This window comes from Corynebacterium tuberculostearicum SK141, from assembly GCF_000175635.1.
Taxonomy (GTDB): Bacteria; Actinomycetota; Actinomycetes; order Mycobacteriales; family Mycobacteriaceae; genus Corynebacterium; species Corynebacterium tuberculostearicum_C.
Window position 1 is genome coordinate 22,766 of the sequence record NZ_ACVP01000004.1, and the last position, 22,562, is coordinate 45,327.

Here is a 22,562-nt window from a genome sequence, read left to right on the forward strand (position 1 = left end):
GGCGCGAGCGCTAGGCTGTACAGTTTATTGACCAGCCCGCACGCGGAGGGTGCGCCGCAGGTTATCGCGGCATTCCAGCAGGATACGGCGCAGCGCTCCTGGCAGCTTTCGGTGCAGCAGGCGCGTGGTGGCGGCATCGGCCATCGGCAACTCCGGGTAGAAGCCGCGGATGAGGCGGTTAGCAATCTCAATCGGGTGCGCGGCCCAGATGTCTTCCACGCGGGAGAAGAACTCCTCCGCAAAGGCCTCCTGCAGGCTAGCTGAGCGCGGGGCATTGAAACCGGCGACCAGTGCGTCCACCTCGGCATTGGAATATGCGCCGGGCGTAAGTGCCTTATCGAACGCGGAGCGCTTGGTCTCCGGCGTGGGGAAGGCGTGGCTGGCGCCGAGGAATTCGGTAGCGCCGGTCAGCGTATTATCGCGCTGCTTTTCCTCTTCGAGCTCGGCCGGGGTTACGGCATTGCGGGCCGCGAGGGCGCGCAAGATCGACCAGCGGATTTCGGGGTCCACGCGAAGGCCGGCAATGCCACCGGAGAGCAGGGCCTTAAGGCGCGCGGTACCTGATTCCTCCGGCGTTGCGGCGAGTGCGCGGATGGCGGCGCGAGCGAGCACAAGCTGCGCGTCCGAGGCTGGTTCGGCCTCGTCCAGGTGGCCCCAGATCGCCTCGGCATAGTCGGTGCGGACCTGCTCGCGGTCGGCGTCTGCAACATAGTGGGCAATCGCAAAGTTGGCATTGGCGCAGGCAGCAGCCAGCAGCGTCGTGTTGGTCTCGTAGGCTTCGTGCTTGACGACGACCCCCACATAGTCAATCGCCGACATTTCCCCATCGCGGGTGAGGTTCCACAGGGCGGTCCAGATTACCGCGCGGGTCAATTCATCCTCGATGTCGGTCAGGCGCTCACTCGCTGTGTCTAGGGAGGCCTCGTCGAAGCGGATCTTGGCGTAGGTATGGTCGGCGTCGTTAAGCAGCAGCAATGCCGGGGCCGGAAGACCGGCCGCTTCATCGATGATGGTGCGGGTGGTGCCATCGCCGGCGGGGAGATCGATGTCGATCTCGCGGTACTTGTGCAGGGATGCATCAAAGAGCGAAGCGGTCAGGCGGTGCGGTCGGGTGACGTCCTCGGCGTCTGCACTGATTGCCAGCTCCGCAATTTTCTCGCCTTCGGTGTGCAACTCCGGGGTGAGGGTGTCCGGGCCCCAGGTGCGCAGCCAGGCCTGCGACCAGGCATCAAGATCGCGGTCCGTGTGCTTCTTGAGCGCCTGCAGGAGGTCATCAAAGGTGGCGGCGGCAAAGGCGTGTTCCTGGAAGTAGTCGCGCGCACCGGCGTAGAAATTATCGCGACCGACATAGTGCACCAGTTGCTTGAGCACCGCCGCGCCCTTGGCATAGGTGATGCCGTCGAAATTTTGGCGCGCGGCATCTACGTCCGGGATCTCCGCCTTAATTGGGTGCGTGGTGGGCAGCTGATCCTGCAGGTAGGCCCAGTTCTTGCGGGCGCCGGCAAAATTGGCCCAGGCCGCGGCGTAGTCGGTGCCGTGGACGGAAGAATCCGCGCCCATAAATTCCGCGAAGGACTCCTTGAGCCACAGGTCATCCCACCACTGCGGAGTGACCAGATCACCGAACCACATATGGGACATCTCGTGCAGGATGGTATTTGCACGGCCGGCATGCTGCGCGCGGGTAGCGCGGGAGCGGAAGATGTAGTTCTCCGTAAACGTCACCAGGCCGGGATTTTCCATCGCGCCGAGGTTGTATTCGGGTACAAAGATGGAATCGTACTTGCCCCACGGATAGGGATAGCCAAAGTTCTGGTGGAAAAAGTCCATGCCTTGGGCGGTAAGTTCTAGGATTTCCTCGTCCAGGTGCTCAAACATGGACGCGCGCGCAAAGGCGCGCAGCTGTGCCGAGTGGCTGCCATCCGGGGAGGTCCAGGTGCGCTCTTGGTACTGGTAGGGGCCGGCGGCGAAAGAAGTCAGGTACGTCGACAGCGGCGGGGTCGGCGCAAAAGTAACGGTGGCGAGCTCCCCCTCCTCGTGGCGTTCGACTTCCGGTTGGTTGGAAAGGATCTGCCACTTTTTCGGTGCGGTCATGCGCACGTGGAAGACGGCCTTGAGATCCGGCTGCTCTAGGCAGGGGAAGATGCGGCGGGCATCGGAAGGCTCGAGGTGTGAATACAGGTAGGTCGCGTCATCGGCCTGATCGTGCATCCGATGCAGACCCTGGCCGGTGCGCGAATAGCGCGAGTGGCTGGTGACCTCGATAGCGAGCTCCTCCCCTACCGGCAGGCCGTGCAGCCGGATGATGCTGCCATCAAAATCCACCTCCTGCGGGGTGCCATTGACCTTGACCTCCGCGACGGATTCGCCCAGGTAATCAAGGAAAAGCTCGGGTTCGCTGCTGCTGAGCTCGAGGCGGGTAGTCACGCGGTAGGTGGGGCTATCGAGTACCTCCGAGAGATCGAGGTGGAGGTGATAGGCGCGCAGGTCCACTGCCGCTGCGCGTTCTTGGAGCAACTCGTGCTGCGTCTTATTTTGTGGTGCGGTCATGTCTACGAACTATAGTTACCGCCGTCACGTAGGGTGCGGGGTTGGGGTCTAAGTTCCGCTGCCTTTTAGAGGCAAACTACCCAGCGGGTATTGGGACCTCGCTGTGGACCAGTTGGATTAGTTTTTGCCGTCTCACACTCTTCAAGTGGCGCAAGATGTCAGTGACCATCAGCAAGCGTCACACCACACTGAGGGATGCAACCTATGGAAACCGTCAGGCGATAACACCACACTCACCACTTTCTGTAAACATAAGGTGCTGTTGCAAAGTTGGGGCAGTAGAAAGACCGGCGTGAAATAATCAGAGCCATGGGCATCTTCTCCGGTCGCCATTTCCCCCGTGACATCATCCTGTGGGCAGTGCGGTGGTACTGCCGCTACGGCGTGAGCTACCGCGACCTCGAAGAAATGATGACCGAGCGGGGTGTGCCAGTCGATCACACCACGATCTACCGCTGGGTGCAGAAATACGCCCCTGAGCTGGATAAGCACACTCGCTGGTACCGGCAGGTACCCGACTGGCAGGCCCGGTCCTGGCGGGTGGATGAGACCTATATCCGGGTCGGCGGCACGTGGTGCTATCTCTACCGGGCTATTACCGCCGGTGGGCAGACCTTAGACTTCTACCTCTCACCAAAACGGAATGTGGCTGCGGCCAAGCGTTTCCTGGCCAAGACGCTGCGATCGAATACGACAGCCGGGTCCCCGCGGGTCATCAACACCGACAAGGCACCAGCTCTGGCCAAGGCAATATCCGAGCTGAAGGCGGAGGGAATCTGCCCTCAGACGGTGGAGCACCGGCAGGTGAAATACCTGAACAACGTTCTCGAGGGAGATCATGGCCGACTTAAAAGAATCCTGGGACCGAAGGGGGCGTTCAAAAACCGAATTTCCGCCTACCGGACGTTGAAAGGGATGGAAGCGATGCATTCATTACGGAAAGGTCAGGGCACGATGTTTGCTTATGGGCACCCCAATCCGGACGCGGTGATCGTCAACCGGGTCTTCGAGACGGCCTGAGAACGCCGGCACGCAGCGGCCATCAGGAAATGAGAAACTGGGTCGTCTCGGCTCTCCGCCCAACTTTGCAACAGCACCAAGAAAAAGCCCACAGCCAAAGGTGGCTGCGGGCTTGGGGAAGCTCAATGCTTCTAGTGTGTCTGGGGTTATGGGTCTACTGCTTGATAGCGGAGACCTCGAGCTCAATCTTGATCTCCTCGGAGACCAGCACGCCGCCGGTCTTCAGCGGCGCGTTGAAGTCGATGCCGAAGTCCTTGCGGTTGATCTTGGTGGTTGCCTCGAAGCCCAAGCGGGTATTGCCAAAGGGGTCCTCAGCGGTAGCAACGTCTTCAACGTCGAGGTCAACGGACTTGGTGGTGTCCTTAATGGTGAGGTCACCGGTGACGGTGCCGTTGCCATTCTCATCAACGTTGAGGTTGGTGGCCTTGAAGGTGATTTCCGGGTACTGCTCTACTGCGAAGAAGTCCTCGTTCTTTACGTGTGCATCGCGGTCATCGTTGCCGGTGGTGATGGAAGCGGTGCGGATAGTGGCCTTAGCAGCGGACTCAGCGATGTTCTCGGCCACGGTAATGGTGCCTTCGAAGTCTGCGAAGTTACCGCGAACCTTGGTGACCATTGCATGCTTGGCGACGAATCCGATAGCGGTGTGGGTTGTGCCTAGGGCTGCCCGACGAGACCAATGTCTGCGATGGTTGCCTTATCGGACTTGGGCAGCTCGGTGATCATGAGGAGGAGGCCGTCGAATTGCTCGGTGGTTTCCTCCAGCTCGATATCTTCCTTGCCGCTTTCGAACTTGCCCCTGGCCAGTTGGTGCAGGGAGCCAGCTTGTGGATTCTCCGGATTGAAGCTGTCCTGATTTACGCCATAGACGGCGTACTTCGCCCCAGTGGAGTTGGACTGCACCACCGGCAGGACCGCAAGGTGCGTTGGCGTATCCAAGGTGACGAGGACGCCGGTGTCCTCCTCTTCGGTGGACCAAGTGGTGGCCGTTTTGCCGTCGATAAGCGCTGCATAGTCTTTGTTATCAGGGACGGTAACCGCAGAGGAAGGCTGGAGACGCACCGGCGGGGTATCCGGAATGTCCGTGCTGCCGTGGATGGTCTCGCTGACCGGGTTGGATGCCTCCACATTGCTGAGCAAGGACATGATCCAGGTGGTGAGCGCGGCCATTGCGACGACGAAGATGGTGGCGAAGATGCCGATGACGATGACGCCGGAACCGGAATAACCGCGGCCGCCGAAGCCGGGTTCTTGCGCCGGGTCATCCTCTTCGTCCGGTTCTACCTGTGCCTTCACCGGCAGGGCTTCAGGTGCTTCTTCTGGTTCATCCGGTGCGAAGTCGCGCAGGCGCTGGGCGATGCCGGCCAAGGTTAGCGCCTGTGCCTCTTGCAGCTCCTCCATCTTTTCCTCGCGGCTGTCCTCATCAGCACTATCGAGCGCGTAGTGCGCATCTTCGACGCGCTGGGCGGCCTCGTCCGCGGGGAGGTTGGCGTCCTCAGAAATATCGCGCAGCTTCTTCGGTGAAGGTTCCGTGGACTCCACAAGCAGCTCGAGGGCGGAGCTCAAAGCCTCGCGGTCGGTGGCTGCGGAGGTGCCGTCCAGCACGGCGGGGAAGGCAACCTTGACCACGCCATCGGTAGAGACGCGGAAACGGTCGCGGTGTTCCACGCCGAGGATGAGGCCGGCATCGTGGGCAGCGGCGGCGTCAGCAAATAGCGGTGCAGTAGCACGAGCCACGGAATGGGGATCGAGGTTATCGGCCTCAGCCACCTGCTTAAGGGAGGTGCCCTCAAACCAATCCGCCACTACCAGGCAGCCAGTGCGATAAGACAGAACTTGGATATTATCCGCCACGGTATCGAGCTCCAGCTCGGCAAGGCGGCGGGTATTGCGCGAAATCTCTGCGGAGCGGCGGGCGGCAACTCCTGGCGTCGCCGGCGCAATTGGCGCCAGGCTATTGGTATCGACGAACGTCAAGGCGACCAGTCGGCCGGTGGACTGTTCGCGTGCCTGCCAGAACTGCGCACCAGTGACCGCACCGTGATCTTGGAGCAGGCGGAAGCGGCCATCCGATACCGGGGCGCCCGGCACGAGGCGTGGTCCGCGGACGATACCGGCGGACATCGGTGGCGGTACCAGGGTGGCGTTGAAGGCGTCCTGGGAGAATACCGGTTGAATTTCCGGCACGTCGGGCTCTTCCAACTCGATGGCCTTGGAAGAATCGACCTTGATGAAGCGGGACATGCCCGGGATGCGCTGTAGGGCACGGGCCAGGTTCTGGACCTCCGGCAAGGAGGACTTGGACAGCACCAGGCCGGTGGCGATGAGGAAGATGATGCCAAGCACCGCGACCTTGATCAGCGAGACGATGGACGGCAGATTCTCCGGGAGGAGGTAATTCACGCCCCAATACAGCACCCAGGAGACAACCAAGCCCACTAGGCCGGAACCGGAAGCCCACAGCACGGTCTGCGTGACGGCCTTGCCGCCGAGGCTGCCGAGCTTGCGCTTGAGTAGGAAGCCGCCAATGACCGCACCGGAGACGAAGCCAAAGCCATTGGCCGTACCGAGCAGAATCACCACGCGGTCCGGGTTGGACGTCATCAATGGTGCCAAGAGAGTGAGGACGATCTTGGTCAGCGTGATGCCGGCGATGATGAAGGTTGGCGTCCAGGCTTCCTCGCGGGCATAGAACACGCGCAGGTGCAGCAGCACCAAGGCATACGGGATGAGTGTGAAGGCGGAGAAGCTGATGGTCAGGCCGAGCTGCTCGGCGCTCTCGGCGCCGTAGGCACCGTACTGGAAGAGGGCGCGGGCGATAGGAACGCCGAAGCCGGTCATGAAGATGACGATGGGGATAAGCGCGATGAAGGTCAGCTTGGAGCCCAAGGTGAGATCGCGGACCACGGCATCTACATCGCCGTCGGCGGCGTTGCGGGACAGGCGCGGCATAATCGCCGTCAGGAGCGTCACGCCGATAACGCCATAAGGCACCTGCAGCATGAGCCAGGCATTCTGATAGACCAGCGGGGCGCCGGCATCCGCATAGGCGGCCACGCGAGAGGTGACCACGTAGCCCAGCTGGGAGATGGCCACATAAGTAATAATGGCCAAAGCCATGCCGCCGAATTGCTTGATGCGGGCATCCAAGCCCCACTTAGGGCGCAGATTAATTCCGGCCTTCTTGAGATACGGCAATAGGATGAGGCACTGCACCATGACCGCTGTGGTGGTGCCCAAGCCCAAGAGCATGACGTGTGGATCGGCCACCGGCGTGGGTTCATGCGGGTCGAGCTCGCCTGGCAGGAAGCGATAAGCCAGCAGCACGCTAATGGAGATGAAGTTATTGATCACCGGCGCCCAGGCGCCCGGACCAAAGACATTCTTGGTATTAAGGACGGCCTGGAAGAGGGCGAAGAGGCCGTAGAAAAGAATCTGCGGCAGCAGCAAGAAGGCCAAGGAAGTTGCCTGTACGGCATTGGCCTTGGAATCTTCCGGCAGCATCATCCTGGTTAAGAAGGGTGCTAGCACCACTGAGGCGATGGTAACTATGCCCAGGATGGAAAAGGCCAGGGTAAATAGCCGCCGGACAAAGGTCTCACCGCGGTCCGTGTCTTCCTTTTCGGCCCGCACGAGGACGGGCACGACCAGAGAGGTCAGCACCGCACCCAAAACGATCTCGGTGACGAGGTTGGGGATCTGGTTGGCGCTACTAAACGCAGTTCCCACCGTGGCGCCGAGCGTGGCGCCGATGAGCATCTGGCGCAAGAAGCCAGTGATGCGGGACAGCAGCGTCGCGATGGCCATCGTGCCTGTTGCGCGGATGACATCCTGATTGGATGATTCATTGTCCGCGTTGCGTCCAGTGAGCGCGGACTTATCCTCCTCAGGAGGAACGGTGGTGTCCTTCACCGCTGGGGTGGGGCGCTTTTCTGGTACCGGAGCGGGAGGAGAGGCCTGGACGATGCGGCCGCGGGCACCCGCCGGGGCGGGGTGCTCTGCCGGCACGGCGGCATCCTTCGGGTCAACTACACCCGCAGGTGACTTCTCCACGTGTTCGGCCTCGCGGCCAGTCTTATCAGTCATAGAGGATACAACTTCAACTTACTTTTTAAGCCTTTGTGATTTTTTGCGCCGATGGCGGCCTAGCCGGAAGAGCGTGGCTAAGACCAGCGCAAGGGCGCCGGCTATGCCGACGCCATACACGCCTACGATACCGGCACGCGTTTGCACAGCGATATTGATGGGCTCGGAGATGGTTTGCTTTTCTGGGGTAGCAAGCCATAGGCCAATGTCCGTGCGATCGGCGTCCTTAGGCATATCGGCGGTCATGGATACAGTAATAGAGCCCTTGGCCGGAATACGGACGCTCTTGGGTGTGTTGAGGCGCGCGCCATCGGGGGCATCGTATTGCAGCTTGGCCTCCACCGGTAGTGGCAGGCCATTTTCTGCCACGATGAGCAGCGGCGATGACTCGGATACGCGGGTATAGACATTGCCCGGTGGGATAAGCGCCACAGAAGAACGCAGGTCCCGCAGCGTATCCGAATGCACGTCCATCGTGTCAGTGAACCGGCGCTGCGCCTCCGCATTGGCGCCCAAGCTATCGCGGTTGGTCAGCGAGAGGGCGGCGAGCAGATCCCGGCGCAAAGGCAAGACAAATTCATAGCGAGTGAGTGCGATATCTGGATCATCGACCATGATATTCATCAGCTCATCGGTATAGCGGGCTTGCTGCTCCACGCGGACGATGTCGGATTCGGCAAAGGCGGCGGGATCGCTAAAGGGGCTGCCAGGTAGTGAACCGGGCTCCGCGGTCTCCTGCTTCAGGCTGCCGACGGTGCGCGGATGGGACTTACCGGAAGCGATGAGCGCCTCGGCAGAGTCGAGTGCGTACTCGGCCGCGCTGGGATCCAAGTAATTGGGCAAGCGCGCCACGGTGTCATCGCTTGCGGCCAAGCTCAACGCGGCGCCGCCGGTGATGGCACGAGAAAGATCGGAATCGAGCGAGTAATCGTAGCGCAACTCCGGGTTGGAATATCCCACCGTCTGTGGCTTGGAGCCGGTTTGGGCGAGGAGGGCGCCCAGGGAGGCGTCGAAAGTCACGGCGCGGCCGGGCCACGAAGTATTATCCGCCACCAACGCGGGCAGGGGCAGTTGCTGATCCACATAGCCGGAGCCGACCGCGAGCACGGTGGTGGCCGGCTTGGCACCGAGGATTCGCTCGATGGTGTGATTGCCGCGTTGTAGCCCCTCATAAGTAAGGAAGGGATTATTCGCCTTGGCCACGGAGGAAGCATTGGCGTTCGCCCACGGCATAGACATAAAGCAATCGAGCTCGCGCAGGCGCTTGAGCCAGCGGGCAGCATCCTCTTTCCCCGTGCCGGGTTCGAGGTGCACATCGTCCTCGTTAGTAAACCACGAATCGCGCAGGCGCTTAGGGCGCTCGGCTTGAGGTGGGCGGGCCGAACCTACCTTATAGCCCTCCGCCATGCGGTTGACCGTATCCAAAAGGGCGGGATCGATGGCTACGCAGCCTGCCCCGCGCAGATCATGGTTGGCATACGTGCTGACCAAGCGATCGAGCCGGCCACCCTCCGCCAGCTCACCGGCCAGCTCATCAGAGGAGAGGATAAGGTCCTCTCCCCCAGCGCCGCCTGGTACCGAGTCAATATCGGCGCTGATGGGATAGACCACGGTGAGATCGTGGGGTGTGGGATCCGAGGGGGCATCGCCAAGCGCCTGCTCCTTCCCCTTCACCTGGCCTACGAGGCGTTCCTCCGCAAAGCTGACCGCCTCGCCGCCTACGGTGCCGGTGAGGGTAAAGAGCAGCGGATAGGAGCCAGGCTCTTCGATGGCCAGGGTCTGCTCGCCGTGCAGGGAGGTAGGAACCTGGAAGGTGACCTCCCGGGATTCGCCCGGCTGCAGGGGCGCGGTGGAAGTGCTGGGACCGTAATACGGGAATTCGCCGGTGGCCAGCTGCGTGCGTGCCTGCGCGGTGTCCTCCACGGCATCGCCGCGGCGGCTCGTGAGCTGGAGATCCTCCATGGCTTCATCGGTAGGATTGTGCAGCCGGAAGGTCAGTTTCAGGTCCTTGCCCACGGAAAAAGGCTCAGCCGCAAGGAGATCAAGGTTGGCCCGCTCCGGCCCGCGCGCACCCAACCATGCCTGGATATCCTGCTGCTTTTCGGCGGCCGCGTCCATCTGCGCGGCGGCTTCTGGTAGCGGCAGGCACAAGCCCCACCCCGCTACCGCCATGCAGCCGCCCACGGCGGCCCAAGACTTCAGGCGTAGGCGCATTACCGTGGGGTCACTTTCCCCGCCGCGGCTTCCTTTCGTGCGAGATCGGGAAGGAGATCATGCGCGATGCGCGCCAGCTTGCGCTCATCGGCGTAGGCCAAGTGCTCGATGAGTTCAGAGACGGGGATCCACGAGACCTCAGTGACCTCTGGATCCTCATCGTTCATAATGCCGTCTACAAAACGCAGCAAGTGGTGGTGCACGGTCTTATGGATGCGCACCCCATCAGAGACGAACCAGTAATCAATCATGCCGAGGTCCGCAAAAACCTCACCAGAAATGCCGGTTTCTTCCCATACCTCGCGTTCAGCGGTAACCTCCTTGGCCTCGCCATTTTCCACGTGGCCCTTGGGCATGGACCACAGCAGGCGCCCGCGGCGGTCAAGGCGGCCAATGAGCGCCACATAGAGCCGGGAAAGGTCGACATTGCCATTGGCATCGACGCACTCCGCCAAGCCGGAGACAACGAGGCCGCCCGCGGAGGTTTCATCGCGGGTTTCCATGGCCGTGGATTGGCCATTGCCACCGCGGTAGGGCTTGCGCTGCTGAGTGGTGCGGCGCGCGCGATTATCCGGCCGGCGGCGCCGCCTGCGCCGAGACCGGTTGCGGTTGCGGCCGCCTCCCTTGGAGGGGCCCTGTTCTTGGTTAGTCATCCCTGCCAATCGTAGTAGACTCTCACCCGTGAATTTTCAGGACACTCAGCTAATCGGCGTTCTTGCCCGCGCGGAATCCACCGTCTCCTCCCTCAGCAGCCTGCTGGGCGGACTGGTGGAGAAATTTGCCGCGCGGGGCTACTCGCTCTACCTCGTGGGCGGCTCTGTGCGCGATGCGCTTTTGGGTCGCTTGGGAAATGACCTGGACTTTACTACCCCGGCCCGCCCCGAGGTGGTCAAGGAGATCCTCGATGAGTGGGCCGAAACCGTGTGGGATACCGGCATAGACTTCGGTACCGTCTCCGCGGCCTACAAGGGCCAGCAGATTGAGATCACTACCTTCCGTTCCGATTCTTATGACGGCCAGTCCCGCAATCCTGAGGTGGTTTACGGTGACACCTTGGAAGGTGATCTTGTCCGGCGCGACTTCAAGGCCAATGCGATGGCCATTGAGCTGCTTGCCGACGCCTCCTTTAAGTTCCACGATCCCCTCCACGGCCTCCACGACATAGCTGACCGGGTGCTCGATACCCCGGATAAGCCGGAGATCTCCTTCCATGATGATCCGCTCCGCATGCTGCGTGCGGCTCGGTTTGCCTCTCAGCTAGAATTTCGCGTGGCCGATCGCGTCGTGGAGGCCATGCGGGATATGGCTGGCGAGATCCAGCGCATCACCGTCGAGCGCGTGCAGGTGGAGCTGGATAAGCTCATCTGCGGCACGGCCCCGTGGGATGGCATTGATCTACTGGTATCTACGGGAATCGCGGACTATATCTTCCCGGAGATCCCCGCGCTACGCATGACCGCGGACGAACACGCGCAGCACAAGGACGTCTATGCCCACTCGCTCAAGGTGCTAAGCCAGGCCATGGATCAAGAGGAAGATGGTCCTGATCTTGTCCTGCGCTGGGCGGCGCTGCTGCACGATATTGGCAAGCCGGATACCTTTGATAACACCGATGGCAAGGTCTCCTTCCACCACCACGAGGTGGTGGGCGCCAAGCTCGCCCGCAAGCGCCTGCGGAAGTTGAAATACCCCAAGGCCACCACGGAGTCCATCGGCCAGTTGGTTTATTTGCACATGCGCTTCCATGGGTTTGGGGAAAATCAGTGGACTGATTCCGCCGTGCGCCGCTATGTCACCGACGCCGGCGATCTCCTTCCCCGATTGCACAAGCTGGTGCGCGCCGATTGCACCACCCGCAATGCCAAGAAGGCCCGTCGCCTCCAGCGCACCTACGATCAGCTGGAAGAGCGCATCGAAGAGATCGGCCGCAAGGAGGACCTGGCGCGCGTGCGTCCAGACCTCGACGGCAACGAGATCATGGAGATCTTAGGCCTCCAGCCCGGCCCTGAGGTGGGCCAGGCGTGGTCCTATCTCAAGGAGCTGCGCCTCGAGCATGGACCCCTCGAGCGCGAGGACGCGATTGCGAAGTTGCGCGAGTGGTGGGATTCTAAACAGTGATGTTTGCCGATAGATTATTCAACGCCCTCGAGCGCAATGACCCCGCCCCCGGCCAGCTGCTCATCGCCGCTCCGGGCATGCTTTCGCCGGAATTCGCCCGTTCCGTCATTCTCGTCATTGAGCACAATGACATGATGACCTTCGGCGTGGATCTGACCAAGCGCTCCGAGGTGGCGATTTTCAATGTGCTGCCAGAATGGCTTCCCGTTGTGGCCAAGCCGCAGGCGCTGTACATCGGCGGCCCGCTCAATCAGCAATCCGTCGTAGGGCTCGCGCAGACCAACCAGGGCGTCGATCCGGACAAGCACGACCGACTCACCCGCCTCGCCCCGCGCCTCGCGCATGTGGATCTGCGCGCGGAGCCGGAAGAGATAGAGCCCTTGGTCTCGGGTATGCGCATGTTTGCCGGCTACGCCGAGTGGGGCCCGGGCCAGCTAGAAGAGGAAATCGAGGCCGGCGAATGGTTCGTCTCCCCTGCCCTGGCCCAAGACGTTATTACGCCGGGCCCGGCCGACCTCTGGTCCGATGTTATGAAGCGCCAACCCATGCCGTTGCCGTTGTACTCCACCTATCCTGTCAACGTGGAAGACAATTAATTCCTATCGAGCTGCAGGCAGTGGGCTACACTAGCCCGCATGCGTGAGGATATTGCACAAGGCTTGCGGGATACCTGGGCCGCCGCCATCGGCCTTATTCCCCTCGGCCTAGCCTTCGGCCTGCTCATGGTCCAATCTGGCTTCAGTTGGTGGTGGACGCCTATTTTCTCCATCGTCATTTACGCCGGCTCGATGGAGTTCCTCGCCATTTCCATGGTCACCGGCGGCGCCACAGCCGTGGCTTCTCTAGTCACCGGTTTCATGGTGAACTTCCGCCATATTTTCTATGGCCTCACCTTTCCCCGCCACCGCATTCGCTCGCGCCTAGGCAGGGCTTATTCCACCTACGCGCTTACCGACGAAACCTATGCCATCGTCTCCTCCCTCCCCACCGATGACCGTCCGACCGGGGCCCGGATCCTCACCATCCAAATTTTTTGTCAGGCCCTGTGGGTAGGCGGTGGCATTGTCGGTGCTCTCGCCGGCCAGGTCATTCCCTCTACCGTGCAGGGCATGGAATTCGCCCTAGTGGCGCTGTTCGTCGTGCTGGCTATGGATTCCTTCCGCAATAACCAGGACCTTTCTTTACCCCTAAGCGCGGCGATGGTGCGGATCCTCGCGGCCGCCTTCGCCCCTGGACAACTCCTCATGGTGGCCCTGAGCGCCTACTTCATCCTGCTCATTATTCGGTACCTATCCCCACGCGTCGATGCGGCTTTTACCTTGCGTAGACGAGGCGACGTTAAGAGATTCCGTGAGGAGTACTAATGCCCGCTGGAATCACCCTTGCTTCCATCGCGGCCGTCCTAGTTCCCGTCGGCCTCATTACCGTTGTACTACGCCAACTTCCTTTCTCCTTTGTGAAATGGATGAAGGATAGTCAGTTCTTTTCCTTGCTCGGCATGATGATGCCTGTCGGAGTGATGACCATCTTGGTGGTGTATACCGTCCACGGGCAGTCCAGCGCCCCCGGTGGCATCTGGGCGGCTCTCCTCGGAGTGGTGGTCACTTTCCTGCTGCATCTGTGGAAGCGGGAGTCTGCGCTGTCCATCTTCGGCGGAACCGCCTTCTATATGCTCCTCGTCAACGTAGTCTTTTAGCCCTTGCGATTCTTATAGGCCGAACTTGGCGGTGGCTTCGGACCACAGGGCGTCGAACCGAGACTGGTCCACGTACTGCGCGCTGATGTCCGGAAAATCGTCGTAGGTGTCCGGGTGAGGGACAACCTCTTGCGGCTGATCCACGTTTCCCGTGGAACTGGTAGGTGTTGCTACCCCGACGATGGCATCCGAGGGATCAAGCGCAATCATGCGCACCATGCGGCAGCTGCTTGCGTCGCGCTCTTCCATTTCCGCCATGTGAATTGCTGAGCCGACGCCGGGCACATTCAGTTCGGTTCGTACGTAAAGGTAATTCGTCATGGCACTTAAGTGTAGTTACGTGCCGGGGTGCTGCGCGTAACGGGCCGCTAGCCACGAACACATCATCAACTGAACCTGGTGGTAAATCATCAACGGGAGGATCAGTAGACCAAGAGACGCGCCGCCAGAAGCAAAGATAACCGAGGCCATGGGGAGTCCCGTGGCCAATGATTTTTTCGATCCACAGAACTCGATAGCGATGGTATCGGCGCGGTTGAATCCCATCTTTTGGCTCGCCTTTCTGGTGAGCCACAGCATGAAGGCAACGAAGATTGCGGCGAAGACGACCAGGAACGCCAGGTCCCACAGAGAAATAGAGGACCAAATTCCGTCCACCACACCCTTAGAAAAAGCGGAATACACCACCATCGCGATTGAGCCGCGGTCCACGACTTTAGTGGCCTTGCTTTGTGCAACCTTGCCTACCCAGCGCCGAGTAAGCTGACCTAAAACAAATGGCGCTAACAATAGAAGGGCGATTTCGCCGAATACTGACGTATCGATGTGAACTCCTCCCCCAGTTCCCATGAGGAACATGACGAGCAATGGAGTGATGATCACTCCCACTAAGTTTGAGGCAGAAGCCGATACGATTGCGCCCGCCACGTTTCCCTTCGCGATTGAGGTGAAGGCAACCGACGACTGCACCGTGGATGGAACCAGCGTGAGGAATAAGATGCCCAGGTACATGTCGTGCGATATGACAGCGGTGAGTGGGCGCAGAGCTATGCCTATAAGCGGGTAAACCACAAAGGTGAAAGCGAGAATTGTGAGGTGTAGCCGCCAGTGCTTGAGCCCGTTGAGGGCTTCTTGAGTGGAAAGCCTCGCGCCATACAAGAAGAAGAGTAGCGCGATGGCCACGTTTGTTAATTGGCCGACAATGTCGGCAAAGTTCCCGCGGGCTGGTGCGATTATCGCAATGATGACCGCCAGGATAATGAGGACAATAAGCGGGTCGGGCTTTTTCAAACGCTGCAGCATGCTAAGAGTTTAAACCCGGTTCGTATTCACATGCTGCAGATACTCGAGCCGAGAAAACACAACCCGTGTAGTTTCACGTGAAACCACACGGGAAATGCTCTTTAGGCCGTGGTGACGTTAGAGCCGTCTTGTTTAACTTCGTATTCTTCCAATGGATCGCGCCCCGGGCCGGAGATTACGCTTCCATCGCTGAGATTGTAGGAGGTGTTGTGCGCCGTGCAGGTGGCCGTCATGCCATCGATCTCGGTGATTGGATTGTGCTGGTGGGGACAGGTTTGGGAGTAGGCCTTAAACTCGCCTTCTTTGGGCTGGGTGAAGATCACGCCATCAACAATCTTCGCGGAGCCAATTGGAATCTCGGTAGCCGCAATTTCCGCGGACGGAGAGGAGCCACAGGCTGCGGCGTAGGCGCCTGCAAATGTGGTGGCGGTTCCAAGCAAGAACATTCGACGGGAGCACTTAATCATGTCTCTACTCTAGTCCGTTGGTCTTGCGTAATGTGCCATACCCGTTTGGCCGGTTGCAATCAGAGTTTCACGTGAAACATTGTAGTTAGTTAGCTAGGAGTCCTTCCCAAGTCTCCGGAGAGCCCTCGGAAGTAGCGATAAGTTCATAGGTGCCAGACTCGATGCCTAAATCATCTACGATGCTCTGTGCAGATTGCTGTTCGTGTGCTTCTGCTACGGACGTCGTTACCTTGTGGTCTTGCTCAGCGTAAGCGCCGATAACAAAAGTTGAAGCGGCGATGGCCGCCAGGGCGGTACTTTTCTTCATGGACTATATTCTGCCCTTTAGGGAACTGATTACGCCCTTGGCCGCCGGGGTTCCATGGCAGTTTTACGCAACCTCTACCCTCCCTCGCAGGAACAGAATGGGACGATGGACCTACTGTAGGTGCGGTCAAGTATGGGTTAGGGCCAGAAGATATCCAGAGTTATAATATCGGCTGTTACTAAAATCGAGTAAACAACTGCTCCGGAAATTAACGTCACTGTGACTAGTCTGAAGTGCATGGCGATAATTCAATGCGAAAGGCATAGCTACAAAAATTCCCCTTCTGGATGAAATGTGATGTTCTTCCAGAAGGGGTTGGTTGCGCAGCAGTGCGTGCCTACCTGTCGGATTCGCGAGCGGCGTGACGGAGCGCGTCTACATCAACTTGGGGAGCGGATGCTGCGGTGACCTCTTCCCCACCGCAACCGTCGGAACCACAATTACAGGATTCTCCGCAACCCTCCTCATCCGCGTGTGCTTGTTCGTAGAGGAACGCGGCACGTGAGCCGAGGTTAGAACCGATGGAGAGGGCTAGAACAGCGGCCACAAAAGTAAGAACCGGGATGAGCCACATCCAGCCCTCAGCGCGGAGCGCGACGATGCCGCCAAAAACTAGGCAGACGCCGCTGAGTATCCAGAATGGGCCGGCGACGCGATGGGCATTGTCCCATGCTTCACGAGACTTGCGAATTTCCTGTAGGCGCAAGCCGATATAGCTGTTTCCAGGTAGGCGCTTGGTTGAGGCCAAGGCTCCCACGACGATAAGAAAGACGGCGAGGATTAAAAAGATGATTCCCACAGCGATCATGTACTTAGTTTAACCTTGTAGCGCCAAGATGAAAATCGTCGCTGGGGTGAGTGTTCTGACTATGCCTCCAGTCGGGTAGTATGCCTTTAAGGTCGATCGATAGATATTGAAGCGGCCGTTGCCTCTGTACCGCGCTGTTTCACTCTGGAACTTTTACCAAGGGGCGAAACACCCGATTTGATTGTAAGTACATGAATTTCAAGAAACTCTCGGAATCTCTGTTGTTCCGCATCATCGTCGCCATCATCCTTGGCGTGGTGGTGAGCCAATTCGCGCCAGAATGGTTTGGCCGCGTATTCGCCACCTTCAATGGACTCTTTAGTAACTTCCTCAATTTCTTTATTCCGGTCCTCATCTTCGCGCTTATCGCCCCGTCGATTGCTGGTCTGGGACGAGGGGCCGGAAAATGGTTGGGTATTACTGCAGGCATTGCCTACGGCTCAACGATTGTTGCGGGTCTTCTTGCCTACGTACTTGCGCACTGGCTCTACCCCACCATACTCAGTGGTCAGGATCTGATTACAAATGTCTCCGATATTGATGAGGGGGCACTCACTCCGTACTTCGAGGTGGAAATGGCGCCGCCTTTTGAGGTTATGACGGCTCTCTTGTTGTCATTCTGCATCGGTGTAGCGATGACTACAGTGAAGTCCGATACCTTGTATGCGGTCACAAAGGAATTGGAGAGCGTAGTAGTCAAGGTCATTTGGGGCTTTGTAGTGCCAATTCTGCCCTTCTATATCTTCGGCATGTTCTTGGGCTTGGGCATGAATGGCAATTTGGGCTCAGTACTCTCGGCCTTCGCGAAGGTCCTGATCCTGGCGGTTGTCATGACTCTGGTTTACCTGGTGCTCCAGTACATCATCGCTGGTGCCATCACCGGTAAGAATCCTTTCAAGGCATTGCGCAATATGGTGCCGGCATATTTCACCGCACTGGGAACCTCTTCTTCTGCCGCCACCATCCCGGTGTCTATGGAGTCCACCTTGAAGAATGGCATTTCGAAGCCGGTGGCAAGCTTCGTTATCCCACTGTGTGCGACCATTCACCTCTCTGGTTCCATGATTAAGCTGACGCTCTATGCCTTTGCGATTGTGTACATGGCGAACCTGGATATTAGTACGAGCACCGGCCTTGGTTTCATCTTCCTGTTGGGAATCATGATGATTGCGGCACCAGGTGTGCCTGGCGGCGCGGTTATGGTCGCAGCTGGACTACTGGCGGATATGATGGGCTTTGACGATGGCATGGTGGCGCTGATGATCGCGGCCTACATCGCCATTGACTCGGTCGGCACGGCTGCCAACGTTACTGGCGACGGCGCTATCGCGATGATCGTGGATAAGTTCGCGGGCTCCAAGAAGGACCACACCGAAGAGGAATCTGCAGAAGCAACCGCGTAGAGGCTTTTTATAGGGAACCCTCCTCAGCTGCCGAGAGCTGAGGAGGGTTCTTCGCGTCTTCAGGACTACTCTTGAGTCGCTGCCTTCATGCGAGTTACATACTCGGCGAGTTCCTTATGCAATGCTCTCTCGTCGGAAATGCGGCCTGGAGTTCCTTCCACTGGCCTGCCTTCCGCGTCTGTTTCACGTGAAACGTGGCGATCGATAATCTTGGTGATTGCGGATCCTGTAATGGCCCCCGCTGCCCCAGCGGCTACGGCATCGCGCACGTGTTCAGGCTCGGAAATGCCGAATCCGAGCAGTACCGGAGGTCCGTCAAACTTCTTGATGTTAGCGACGACTTCTTCGAGGCCAATTGTTTCTGATTGCTTTTCGGCACCGGTAACTCCATCTCTCGATACTGCGTAGATGTAGCCGCGTGAGCTTTGAGCGACGCCCTCGAGGGTGTGCGCAGTCGCGCGGGCCGGGGCGATAAAGATTGGGTCAATACCGGCTTTCTCTGCTGCGGTGATAAATGGAGCGCCTTCGCGCACAGGGACGTCGGGAAGCAAGATGCTGTCCGCACCCGCTTCTGCAAACTCGGCGTAGAACCGGTCGAAACCGCGAGTGAACGCCACATTGCCGTAGATGAGCATGCCGATGGGAAGCTCGGGAAATTCCGCGCGTATTGTTCGCACCTGTTCCAAGGCGGAATCTACGGTGGCGCCGCCATCGATCGCGCGAAGGTGGGAGGCCTGAATGGTGGGGCCGTCGGCCACTGGGTCAGAAAATGGAACACCGAGCTCCAATGCATCGGCTCCGGCCGCGACGACGGTTCGCACGATGGCCAGCGTGTGCTCTGGCGTGGGATCGCCCAACATGAGGAATGGGACGAAAGCACCCTCTCCCCTGTTGCGTAGTGAGCGGAATAGGTCTTCGTATCGGGTGCTCATTAGTTCTTCTCCTGGAGCTTAAATTCTGGGTGGTTCTCAAGGGTGTGGCGAACGTGGTCGATATCCTTATCGCCGCGGCCGGAAAGGGAGACCAAGATGTTGATGTCCTCATCCTTCCGCTTCAAGGCGTAGGCCAACGCGTGAGAGGATTCGAGAGCGGGAATGATGCCTTCCTTAGTGGAAAGAAGCTGGAATGCTTCGAGTGCTTCGACGTCAGTAATGCCGACATATTGCGCGCGGCCACTGGCGTGTAAGTGCGCGTGCTGTGGTCCTACATCTGGGTAGTCGAGTCCGGCGGAAATAGAATAGGATTCTTCCACTTGGCCGTCCGCGTTGCGCATGAGGTAGCTGCGCGCGCCGTGGAGGATGCCAACCGTACCGTTGTTGATGGTGGCACCGTGCTTGCCGGAGTCTAGACCTTCGCCGCCAGGTTCGGCGCCGACGAGTTCCACTTCCTCTTCCTCAATGAAGTCTGCGAACATGCCGATTGCATTGGAGCCGCCTCCGACACACGCTACGACTACATCCGGTAGCCCACCGGTGCGCTCAAGCATTTGCGCTTTAGCCTCTTCGGAGATGACCTTGTGGAACTCTCGGACGATGGTTGGGAATGGATGAGGTCCGGCCGCGGTACCGAGGAGATAGTGGGATTCATGGAAAGTGGCGGTCCAATCACGGAGGGCTTCATTCACCGCGTCCTTAAGAGTTCCGGATCCGGTGTCGACGGCGACGACCTTCGCTCCCATCAGCTCCATACGGAATACGTTTGGCTGCTGTCGGGCCACATCTTTCGCACCCATGTAGATCACACACTCGAGATCCAGCAATGCGCACGCAAGTGCAGTAGCGGTGCCGTGCTGGCCCGCTCCGGTCTCCGCAATAATGCGTGTCTTCCCCATCCGCTTTGCTAGCAGTGCCTGACCAAGGACCTGGTTCGTCTTGTGTGCCCCACCGTGTACGAGGTCCTCACGCTTGAGGAAAATGCGCGCTTTACCCCCGAGGTTCTTCGCCTCTGTAATTGGTGTGGGACGGCCGAGATAATCACGCAATAGCGTGCTTAGCTCTTTGCGAAATGCGGGGTCGTTTTGTGCGTCGACAAAGGCCTCCTCAAGTTGGTCGAGCGCCGGGATGAGGGATTCGGGGACGAACTGTCCGCCGAATTCGCCAAAGTATGCCGGAAGGAGCGTTTCACGTGAAACTGTCATCGTTCTCTTCTTTCTATGGGTGTGTGTAGTTCCGGATGGTGCTAAAGGCTTGGGCGATCAGTGAGGAGTCCTTGCGCCCAGGTGCATATTCCAGACCTGAATTGAGGTCGAGTCCCGCCGTGCCGATTGACAGTGCCTCTTCGAGGTTGTCAAGCCGGAGCCCTCCGGCGAGGAGGGATTTCTCCTTCACTTCATCGGGGATCGTCCGCCATTCAAAAGTGGTTCCCGTCCCTCCACTGCCGGAGTCGAGGACGAGGGCCTCTACTTCTGGTACTAGGTCCGGCGTTAAGGCAGCGAATTCAGAGTTATTCATGTCGATGGCTCGCCAAAGGTGAAGACCGTCAGCGACGCCCCGAACATCGTGAAGGAATTCCAGCTCTGCTTCCCTACTCCCTTGGAATGGGGCGTGAAGCTGGAGAACTTTGAGGCCGGGGATCCTGGCTAGGCTTCCTAGCGTCTCCAAATCCGTAGACCGCGTCACGGCTACGTACTCCAACTCTGGTTCCGCGGAGATAATGCTTTGTGCGGTTTCACGTGAAACATTGCGGGGCGAATTCGGCGCGAAGATGAGTCCCCCGTATCGGGCTCCAGCAGCGCGCGCTGCTTGTGCGGAGGAGGCGGTGGTAAGGCCGCATACTTTGTTGGCACCATAGACGAGGTCGCGCGCCGCCCGATCGATGTCCTCCTGGGAGGTGAGCTGGGAGCCTACAAGGAAGGCATGAGCGTGGGCTCCTAACCGGCGGACGGTGGCATTATCGCGGATCCCAGATTCGGAAACGATCACCTTTCCGTCTGGAACATGGCGGGCTAGACGTTCGGTGCGGCCTAGATCAATGCTGAGATCGTGGAGATTGCGGTTGTTGATGCCGATGATATCCACGCCAAAATTCACCGCGCGATCCACCTCGTCCTCGGTGATGGCTTCGGTCAAGACGTCTAGGCCGAGTTCGTCTGCCAGTGCCTTGAGCTCACCGTAGGTGTTATCGTCCACGATAGACATCATGAGCAAGATGGCATCGGCGCCGTAATAGCGCGCGGCATAAACCTGAATGGGATCGACAATAAAGTCCTTGCACAGCACCGGCACATGCGTTGATAGCGCGACGGTCTGCAAGTGGTCGTAGTCGCCGCCAAACCGATCGGGCTCGCATAACACTGAGATGGCGGAGGCGTAACGGGAGTAGATCCGTGCGATATCACCGGGCCGATAGTCTTCACGGATCATGCCGAGGGACGGCGAGGCGGACTTGCACTCTAAGATGAAGCGGTTGGTTCCACGGAGGGCGTCGGCAAGCGAACGCTCCGAGCGTGGTACGCGAGCCAAGTCCACGTGGGACAGTCGCTCCCGGAGTGCGGGCAGGTGAGTGCGGCGCTGGGCGACGATCTCCTCGAGCACCGTGGGTAAAGTATTCTCCGACATCAACTCTCCTCCCTTACGGCATAGTTGGTGTTCTCGTGGAGCGCGAGCCAATCTTCAACAGTGCCGCTGCTGATCAGCTCCTTGGCATGAGTGACTCCCGCCGCGATAGTCTCCGTGGTCCCGTTGAGGTAAAACATGGCGCCGGCGGTGGCGGCAATGGCGTCACAATGAGCAGGCTCGCCACGGCCGGCAAAGACCGCACGAAGGGCTCGGGCATTCGCGGCTCCGTCGCCTCCGGTCAGGTCCTTCAGCTCGTGGCGCTCGATGCCGAGGTCTTCTGGAGTGAGCTCATAAGTGACAATCTCTCCGTCGTTGAGCTCCCAGGCCTGCGTCGTGCCGTGGGTAGCAATCTCATCGGTGCCAGCACCATGGACGACCAAGGCGCGCTCCCGGCCGAGCTTCCGGAATGCTTCCGCGATGAGTTGGCCTTGGGCCGGGTTGGCGATGCCCATGATTTGCAGTGACGGGCGTCCTGGGGACAGGAGCGGTCCTAGCGTATTGAAGATGGTGGGGATACCTAGCGCCTTTCGCACCGGTTGTACGTGGGCGACGGCTGGGTTGTAGGCCGGGGCGAATAGGAACGTGAAGTTGGAAGCTTTAAATTGGCGCACTGCTCGGGCGGCGTCTAGGTCCAGTGGGATATTCAGGGCTTCGAGAACATCGGCCGACCCGGACTTGGAAGAGACCGAGCGGTTGCCATGCTTGATCATCTTCACTCCCCCGGCGGCGGCAACGAGGGAGGCACCCGTAGTGATATTGATGGTATTCGCGCCATCGCCACCAGTGCCGGCCGAATCCATGAGTCCGTTTCCAGTGATGGGGAATGGATAGCCCACCTTTAAGAATGCTTTGGCCGCGCCGGCAATGTCTGCGAAAGTCTCGCCGCGGGTGCGGATATGGGTAAGCAGCGCCGCGATATGAATATCGTCGTAGTCGCCCACGGCCAAGGGGGTAAATACCTCCATGGCTTCTTCGATGGTGGGCTGCGGGTTATTCAGGAAGGTCTGCAAGGTACGTAGGGGTGTGTGATTCAT

18 protein-coding genes and 2 pseudogenes are annotated in these 22,562 nt (G+C 59.3%); 6 read left to right on the plus strand and 14 right to left on the minus strand.

From position 1 onward, the window contains the following. Positions 1 to 24 precede the first annotated feature (24 nt). Complete coding sequence (gene pepN / locus CORTU0001_RS01670) at positions 25 to 2,550, minus strand: aminopeptidase N (protein ID WP_005326898.1); 2,526 nt, start codon at positions 2,548 to 2,550, stop codon at positions 25 to 27. A gap of 309 nt (positions 2,551 to 2,859) precedes the next feature. On the opposite strand from pepN, the gene CORTU0001_RS01675 reads away from it, so the two are divergent. Further along, positions 2,860 to 3,570: an IS6 family transposase gene (locus CORTU0001_RS01675; protein ID WP_005326899.1), complete on the plus strand. Its 711-nt coding sequence runs from the start codon at positions 2,860 to 2,862 to the stop codon at positions 3,568 to 3,570. Between the two features lie 154 nt (positions 3,571 to 3,724). On the opposite strand, the pseudogene CORTU0001_RS01680 reads toward CORTU0001_RS01675, so the two are convergent. The 4 genes and pseudogenes from CORTU0001_RS01680 to CORTU0001_RS01695 form a co-directional block, all read right to left on the minus strand. Then, positions 3,725 to 4,231: pseudogene (locus tag CORTU0001_RS01680) on the minus strand (YceI family protein); the annotation flags it as partial. After that, positions 4,228 to 7,656, minus strand: coding sequence for a murein biosynthesis integral membrane protein MurJ (murJ, locus tag CORTU0001_RS01685; RefSeq protein WP_005326911.1), 3,429 nt, complete (start codon positions 7,654 to 7,656; stop codon positions 4,228 to 4,230). The pseudogene CORTU0001_RS01680 and the gene murJ, both read right to left, overlap by 4 nt. A gap of 18 nt (positions 7,657 to 7,674) precedes the next feature. Beyond that, on the minus strand, positions 7,675 to 9,870 hold the full coding sequence (locus CORTU0001_RS01690; RefSeq protein WP_005326915.1) for a DUF6049 family protein: 2,196 nt from the start codon (positions 9,868 to 9,870) through the stop codon (positions 7,675 to 7,677). Further along, positions 9,870 to 10,373: pseudogene (locus CORTU0001_RS01695) on the minus strand (NUDIX hydrolase); the annotation flags it as partial. The pseudogene CORTU0001_RS01695 and the gene CORTU0001_RS01690, both read right to left, overlap by 1 nt. A gap of 178 nt (positions 10,374 to 10,551) precedes the next feature. On the opposite strand from CORTU0001_RS01695, the gene CORTU0001_RS01700 reads away from it, so the two are divergent. From CORTU0001_RS01700 to CORTU0001_RS01715, 4 genes are read left to right on the plus strand one after another with little or no spacing between them, the layout of a single operon-like run. Next, positions 10,552 to 11,988: a CCA tRNA nucleotidyltransferase gene (locus CORTU0001_RS01700; protein ID WP_005326917.1), complete on the plus strand. Its 1,437-nt coding sequence runs from the start codon at positions 10,552 to 10,554 to the stop codon at positions 11,986 to 11,988. Continuing rightward, positions 11,988 to 12,584: a YqgE/AlgH family protein gene (locus CORTU0001_RS01705; RefSeq protein WP_005325866.1), complete on the plus strand. Its 597-nt coding sequence runs from the start codon at positions 11,988 to 11,990 to the stop codon at positions 12,582 to 12,584. The genes CORTU0001_RS01700 and CORTU0001_RS01705 overlap by 1 nt, the downstream gene beginning before the upstream one ends. A gap of 39 nt (positions 12,585 to 12,623) precedes the next feature. Further along, positions 12,624 to 13,352 carry an AzlC family ABC transporter permease gene (locus CORTU0001_RS01710; RefSeq protein WP_005326920.1) on the plus strand — a complete coding sequence of 243 codons (729 nt, stop codon included), beginning with the start codon at positions 12,624 to 12,626 and terminating at the stop codon, positions 13,350 to 13,352. After that, positions 13,352 to 13,684 (plus strand): branched-chain amino acid transporter permease, encoded by a 333-nt coding sequence (locus CORTU0001_RS01715; protein WP_005326921.1) that lies wholly within the window; start codon positions 13,352 to 13,354, stop codon positions 13,682 to 13,684. The genes CORTU0001_RS01710 and CORTU0001_RS01715 overlap by 1 nt, the downstream gene beginning before the upstream one ends. Positions 13,685 to 13,696: 12 nt before the next feature. Here CORTU0001_RS01715 and CORTU0001_RS01720 read toward each other — a convergent pair whose 3' ends face one another. The 5 genes from CORTU0001_RS01720 to CORTU0001_RS01740 all read right to left on the minus strand — a co-directional run bounded on the left by CORTU0001_RS01720 (position 13,697) and on the right by CORTU0001_RS01740 (position 16,568). Further along, a complete protein-coding gene (locus tag CORTU0001_RS01720) occupies positions 13,697 to 14,005 on the minus strand; it encodes a hypothetical protein (protein ID WP_034667948.1) in 309 nt (102 codons plus the stop codon). Positions 14,006 to 14,020: 15 nt separating this feature from the next. Then, complete coding sequence (locus tag CORTU0001_RS01725; protein ID WP_005326924.1) at positions 14,021 to 14,986, minus strand: bile acid:sodium symporter family protein; 966 nt, start codon at positions 14,984 to 14,986, stop codon at positions 14,021 to 14,023. 101 nt (positions 14,987 to 15,087) lie between these two features. Continuing rightward, positions 15,088 to 15,453: a Rieske (2Fe-2S) protein gene (locus CORTU0001_RS01730; RefSeq protein ID WP_005326925.1), complete on the minus strand. Its 366-nt coding sequence runs from the start codon at positions 15,451 to 15,453 to the stop codon at positions 15,088 to 15,090. An 85-nt stretch (positions 15,454 to 15,538) separates the two neighbouring features. Then, positions 15,539 to 15,760 (minus strand): hypothetical protein, encoded by a 222-nt coding sequence (locus CORTU0001_RS01735; RefSeq protein WP_005326926.1) that lies wholly within the window; start codon positions 15,758 to 15,760, stop codon positions 15,539 to 15,541. 337 nt (positions 15,761 to 16,097) lie between these two features. Further along, entirely contained in the window at positions 16,098 to 16,568 is a 471-nt protein-coding gene (locus CORTU0001_RS01740; protein ID WP_005326927.1) for an SdpI family protein, read from the minus strand. A 191-nt stretch (positions 16,569 to 16,759) separates the two neighbouring features. Here CORTU0001_RS01740 and CORTU0001_RS01745 point away from each other — a divergent pair, with 191 nt between their 5' ends. Beyond that, on the plus strand, positions 16,760 to 17,971 hold the full coding sequence (locus CORTU0001_RS01745; protein WP_005326930.1) for a dicarboxylate/amino acid:cation symporter: 1,212 nt from the start codon (positions 16,760 to 16,762) through the stop codon (positions 17,969 to 17,971). Between the two features lie 65 nt (positions 17,972 to 18,036). Here the strand turns inward: CORTU0001_RS01745 and trpA are convergent, their stop codons facing one another. From trpA to trpD, 4 genes are read right to left on the minus strand one after another with little or no spacing between them, the layout of a single operon-like run. Beyond that, positions 18,037 to 18,903, minus strand: coding sequence for a tryptophan synthase subunit alpha (trpA, locus tag CORTU0001_RS01750; RefSeq protein ID WP_005326932.1), 867 nt, complete (start codon positions 18,901 to 18,903; stop codon positions 18,037 to 18,039). After that, entirely contained in the window at positions 18,903 to 20,108 is a 1,206-nt protein-coding gene (gene trpB / locus CORTU0001_RS01755; RefSeq protein WP_005326934.1) for a tryptophan synthase subunit beta, read from the minus strand. The genes trpA and trpB overlap by 1 nt, the downstream gene beginning before the upstream one ends. A gap of 13 nt (positions 20,109 to 20,121) precedes the next feature. After that, on the minus strand, positions 20,122 to 21,528 hold the full coding sequence (gene trpCF / locus CORTU0001_RS01760; protein ID WP_005326935.1) for a bifunctional indole-3-glycerol-phosphate synthase TrpC/phosphoribosylanthranilate isomerase TrpF: 1,407 nt from the start codon (positions 21,526 to 21,528) through the stop codon (positions 20,122 to 20,124). Further along, a complete protein-coding gene (gene trpD, locus CORTU0001_RS01765; RefSeq protein WP_005326936.1) occupies positions 21,528 to 22,562 on the minus strand; it encodes an anthranilate phosphoribosyltransferase in 1,035 nt (344 codons plus the stop codon). The genes trpCF and trpD overlap by 1 nt, the downstream gene beginning before the upstream one ends.

Bases quoted from the DNA above. Each gene is read 5' to 3' on its own strand.
- trpB (WP_005326934.1), bottom strand. From the start codon at position 20,108: ATGACAGTTTCACGTGAAACGCTCCTTCCGGCATACTTTGGCGAATTC.
- CORTU0001_RS01705 (WP_005325866.1), top strand. From the start codon at position 11,988: ATGTTTGCCGATAGATTATTCAACGCCCTCGAGCGCAATGACCCCGCC.
- CORTU0001_RS01735 (WP_005326926.1), bottom strand. From the start codon at position 15,760: ATGAAGAAAAGTACCGCCCTGGCGGCCATCGCCGCTTCAACTTTTGTT.
- murJ (WP_005326911.1), bottom strand. From the start codon at position 7,656: ATGACTGATAAGACTGGCCGCGAGGCCGAACACGTGGAGAAGTCACCT.
- CORTU0001_RS01690 (WP_005326915.1), bottom strand. From the start codon at position 9,870: ATGCGCCTACGCCTGAAGTCTTGGGCCGCCGTGGGCGGCTGCATGGCG.
- CORTU0001_RS01710 (WP_005326920.1), top strand. From the start codon at position 12,624: ATGCGTGAGGATATTGCACAAGGCTTGCGGGATACCTGGGCCGCCGCC.
- CORTU0001_RS01740 (WP_005326927.1), bottom strand. From the start codon at position 16,568: ATGATCGCTGTGGGAATCATCTTTTTAATCCTCGCCGTCTTTCTTATC.
- trpA (WP_005326932.1), bottom strand. From the start codon at position 18,903: ATGAGCACCCGATACGAAGACCTATTCCGCTCACTACGCAACAGGGGA.
- CORTU0001_RS01715 (WP_005326921.1), top strand. From the start codon at position 13,352: ATGCCCGCTGGAATCACCCTTGCTTCCATCGCGGCCGTCCTAGTTCCC.
- trpCF (WP_005326935.1), bottom strand. From the start codon at position 21,528: ATGTCGGAGAATACTTTACCCACGGTGCTCGAGGAGATCGTCGCCCAG.
- CORTU0001_RS01745 (WP_005326930.1), top strand. From the start codon at position 16,760: ATGAATTTCAAGAAACTCTCGGAATCTCTGTTGTTCCGCATCATCGTC.
- trpD (WP_005326936.1), bottom strand. From the start codon at position 22,562: ATGAATCACACACCCCTACGTACCTTGCAGACCTTCCTGAATAACCCG.
- CORTU0001_RS01720 (WP_034667948.1), bottom strand. From the start codon at position 14,005: ATGACGAATTACCTTTACGTACGAACCGAACTGAATGTGCCCGGCGTC.
- pepN (WP_005326898.1), bottom strand. From the start codon at position 2,550: ATGACCGCACCACAAAATAAGACGCAGCACGAGTTGCTCCAAGAACGC.
- CORTU0001_RS01730 (WP_005326925.1), bottom strand. From the start codon at position 15,453: ATGATTAAGTGCTCCCGTCGAATGTTCTTGCTTGGAACCGCCACCACA.
- CORTU0001_RS01675 (WP_005326899.1), top strand. From the start codon at position 2,860: ATGGGCATCTTCTCCGGTCGCCATTTCCCCCGTGACATCATCCTGTGG.
- CORTU0001_RS01725 (WP_005326924.1), bottom strand. From the start codon at position 14,986: ATGCTGCAGCGTTTGAAAAAGCCCGACCCGCTTATTGTCCTCATTATC.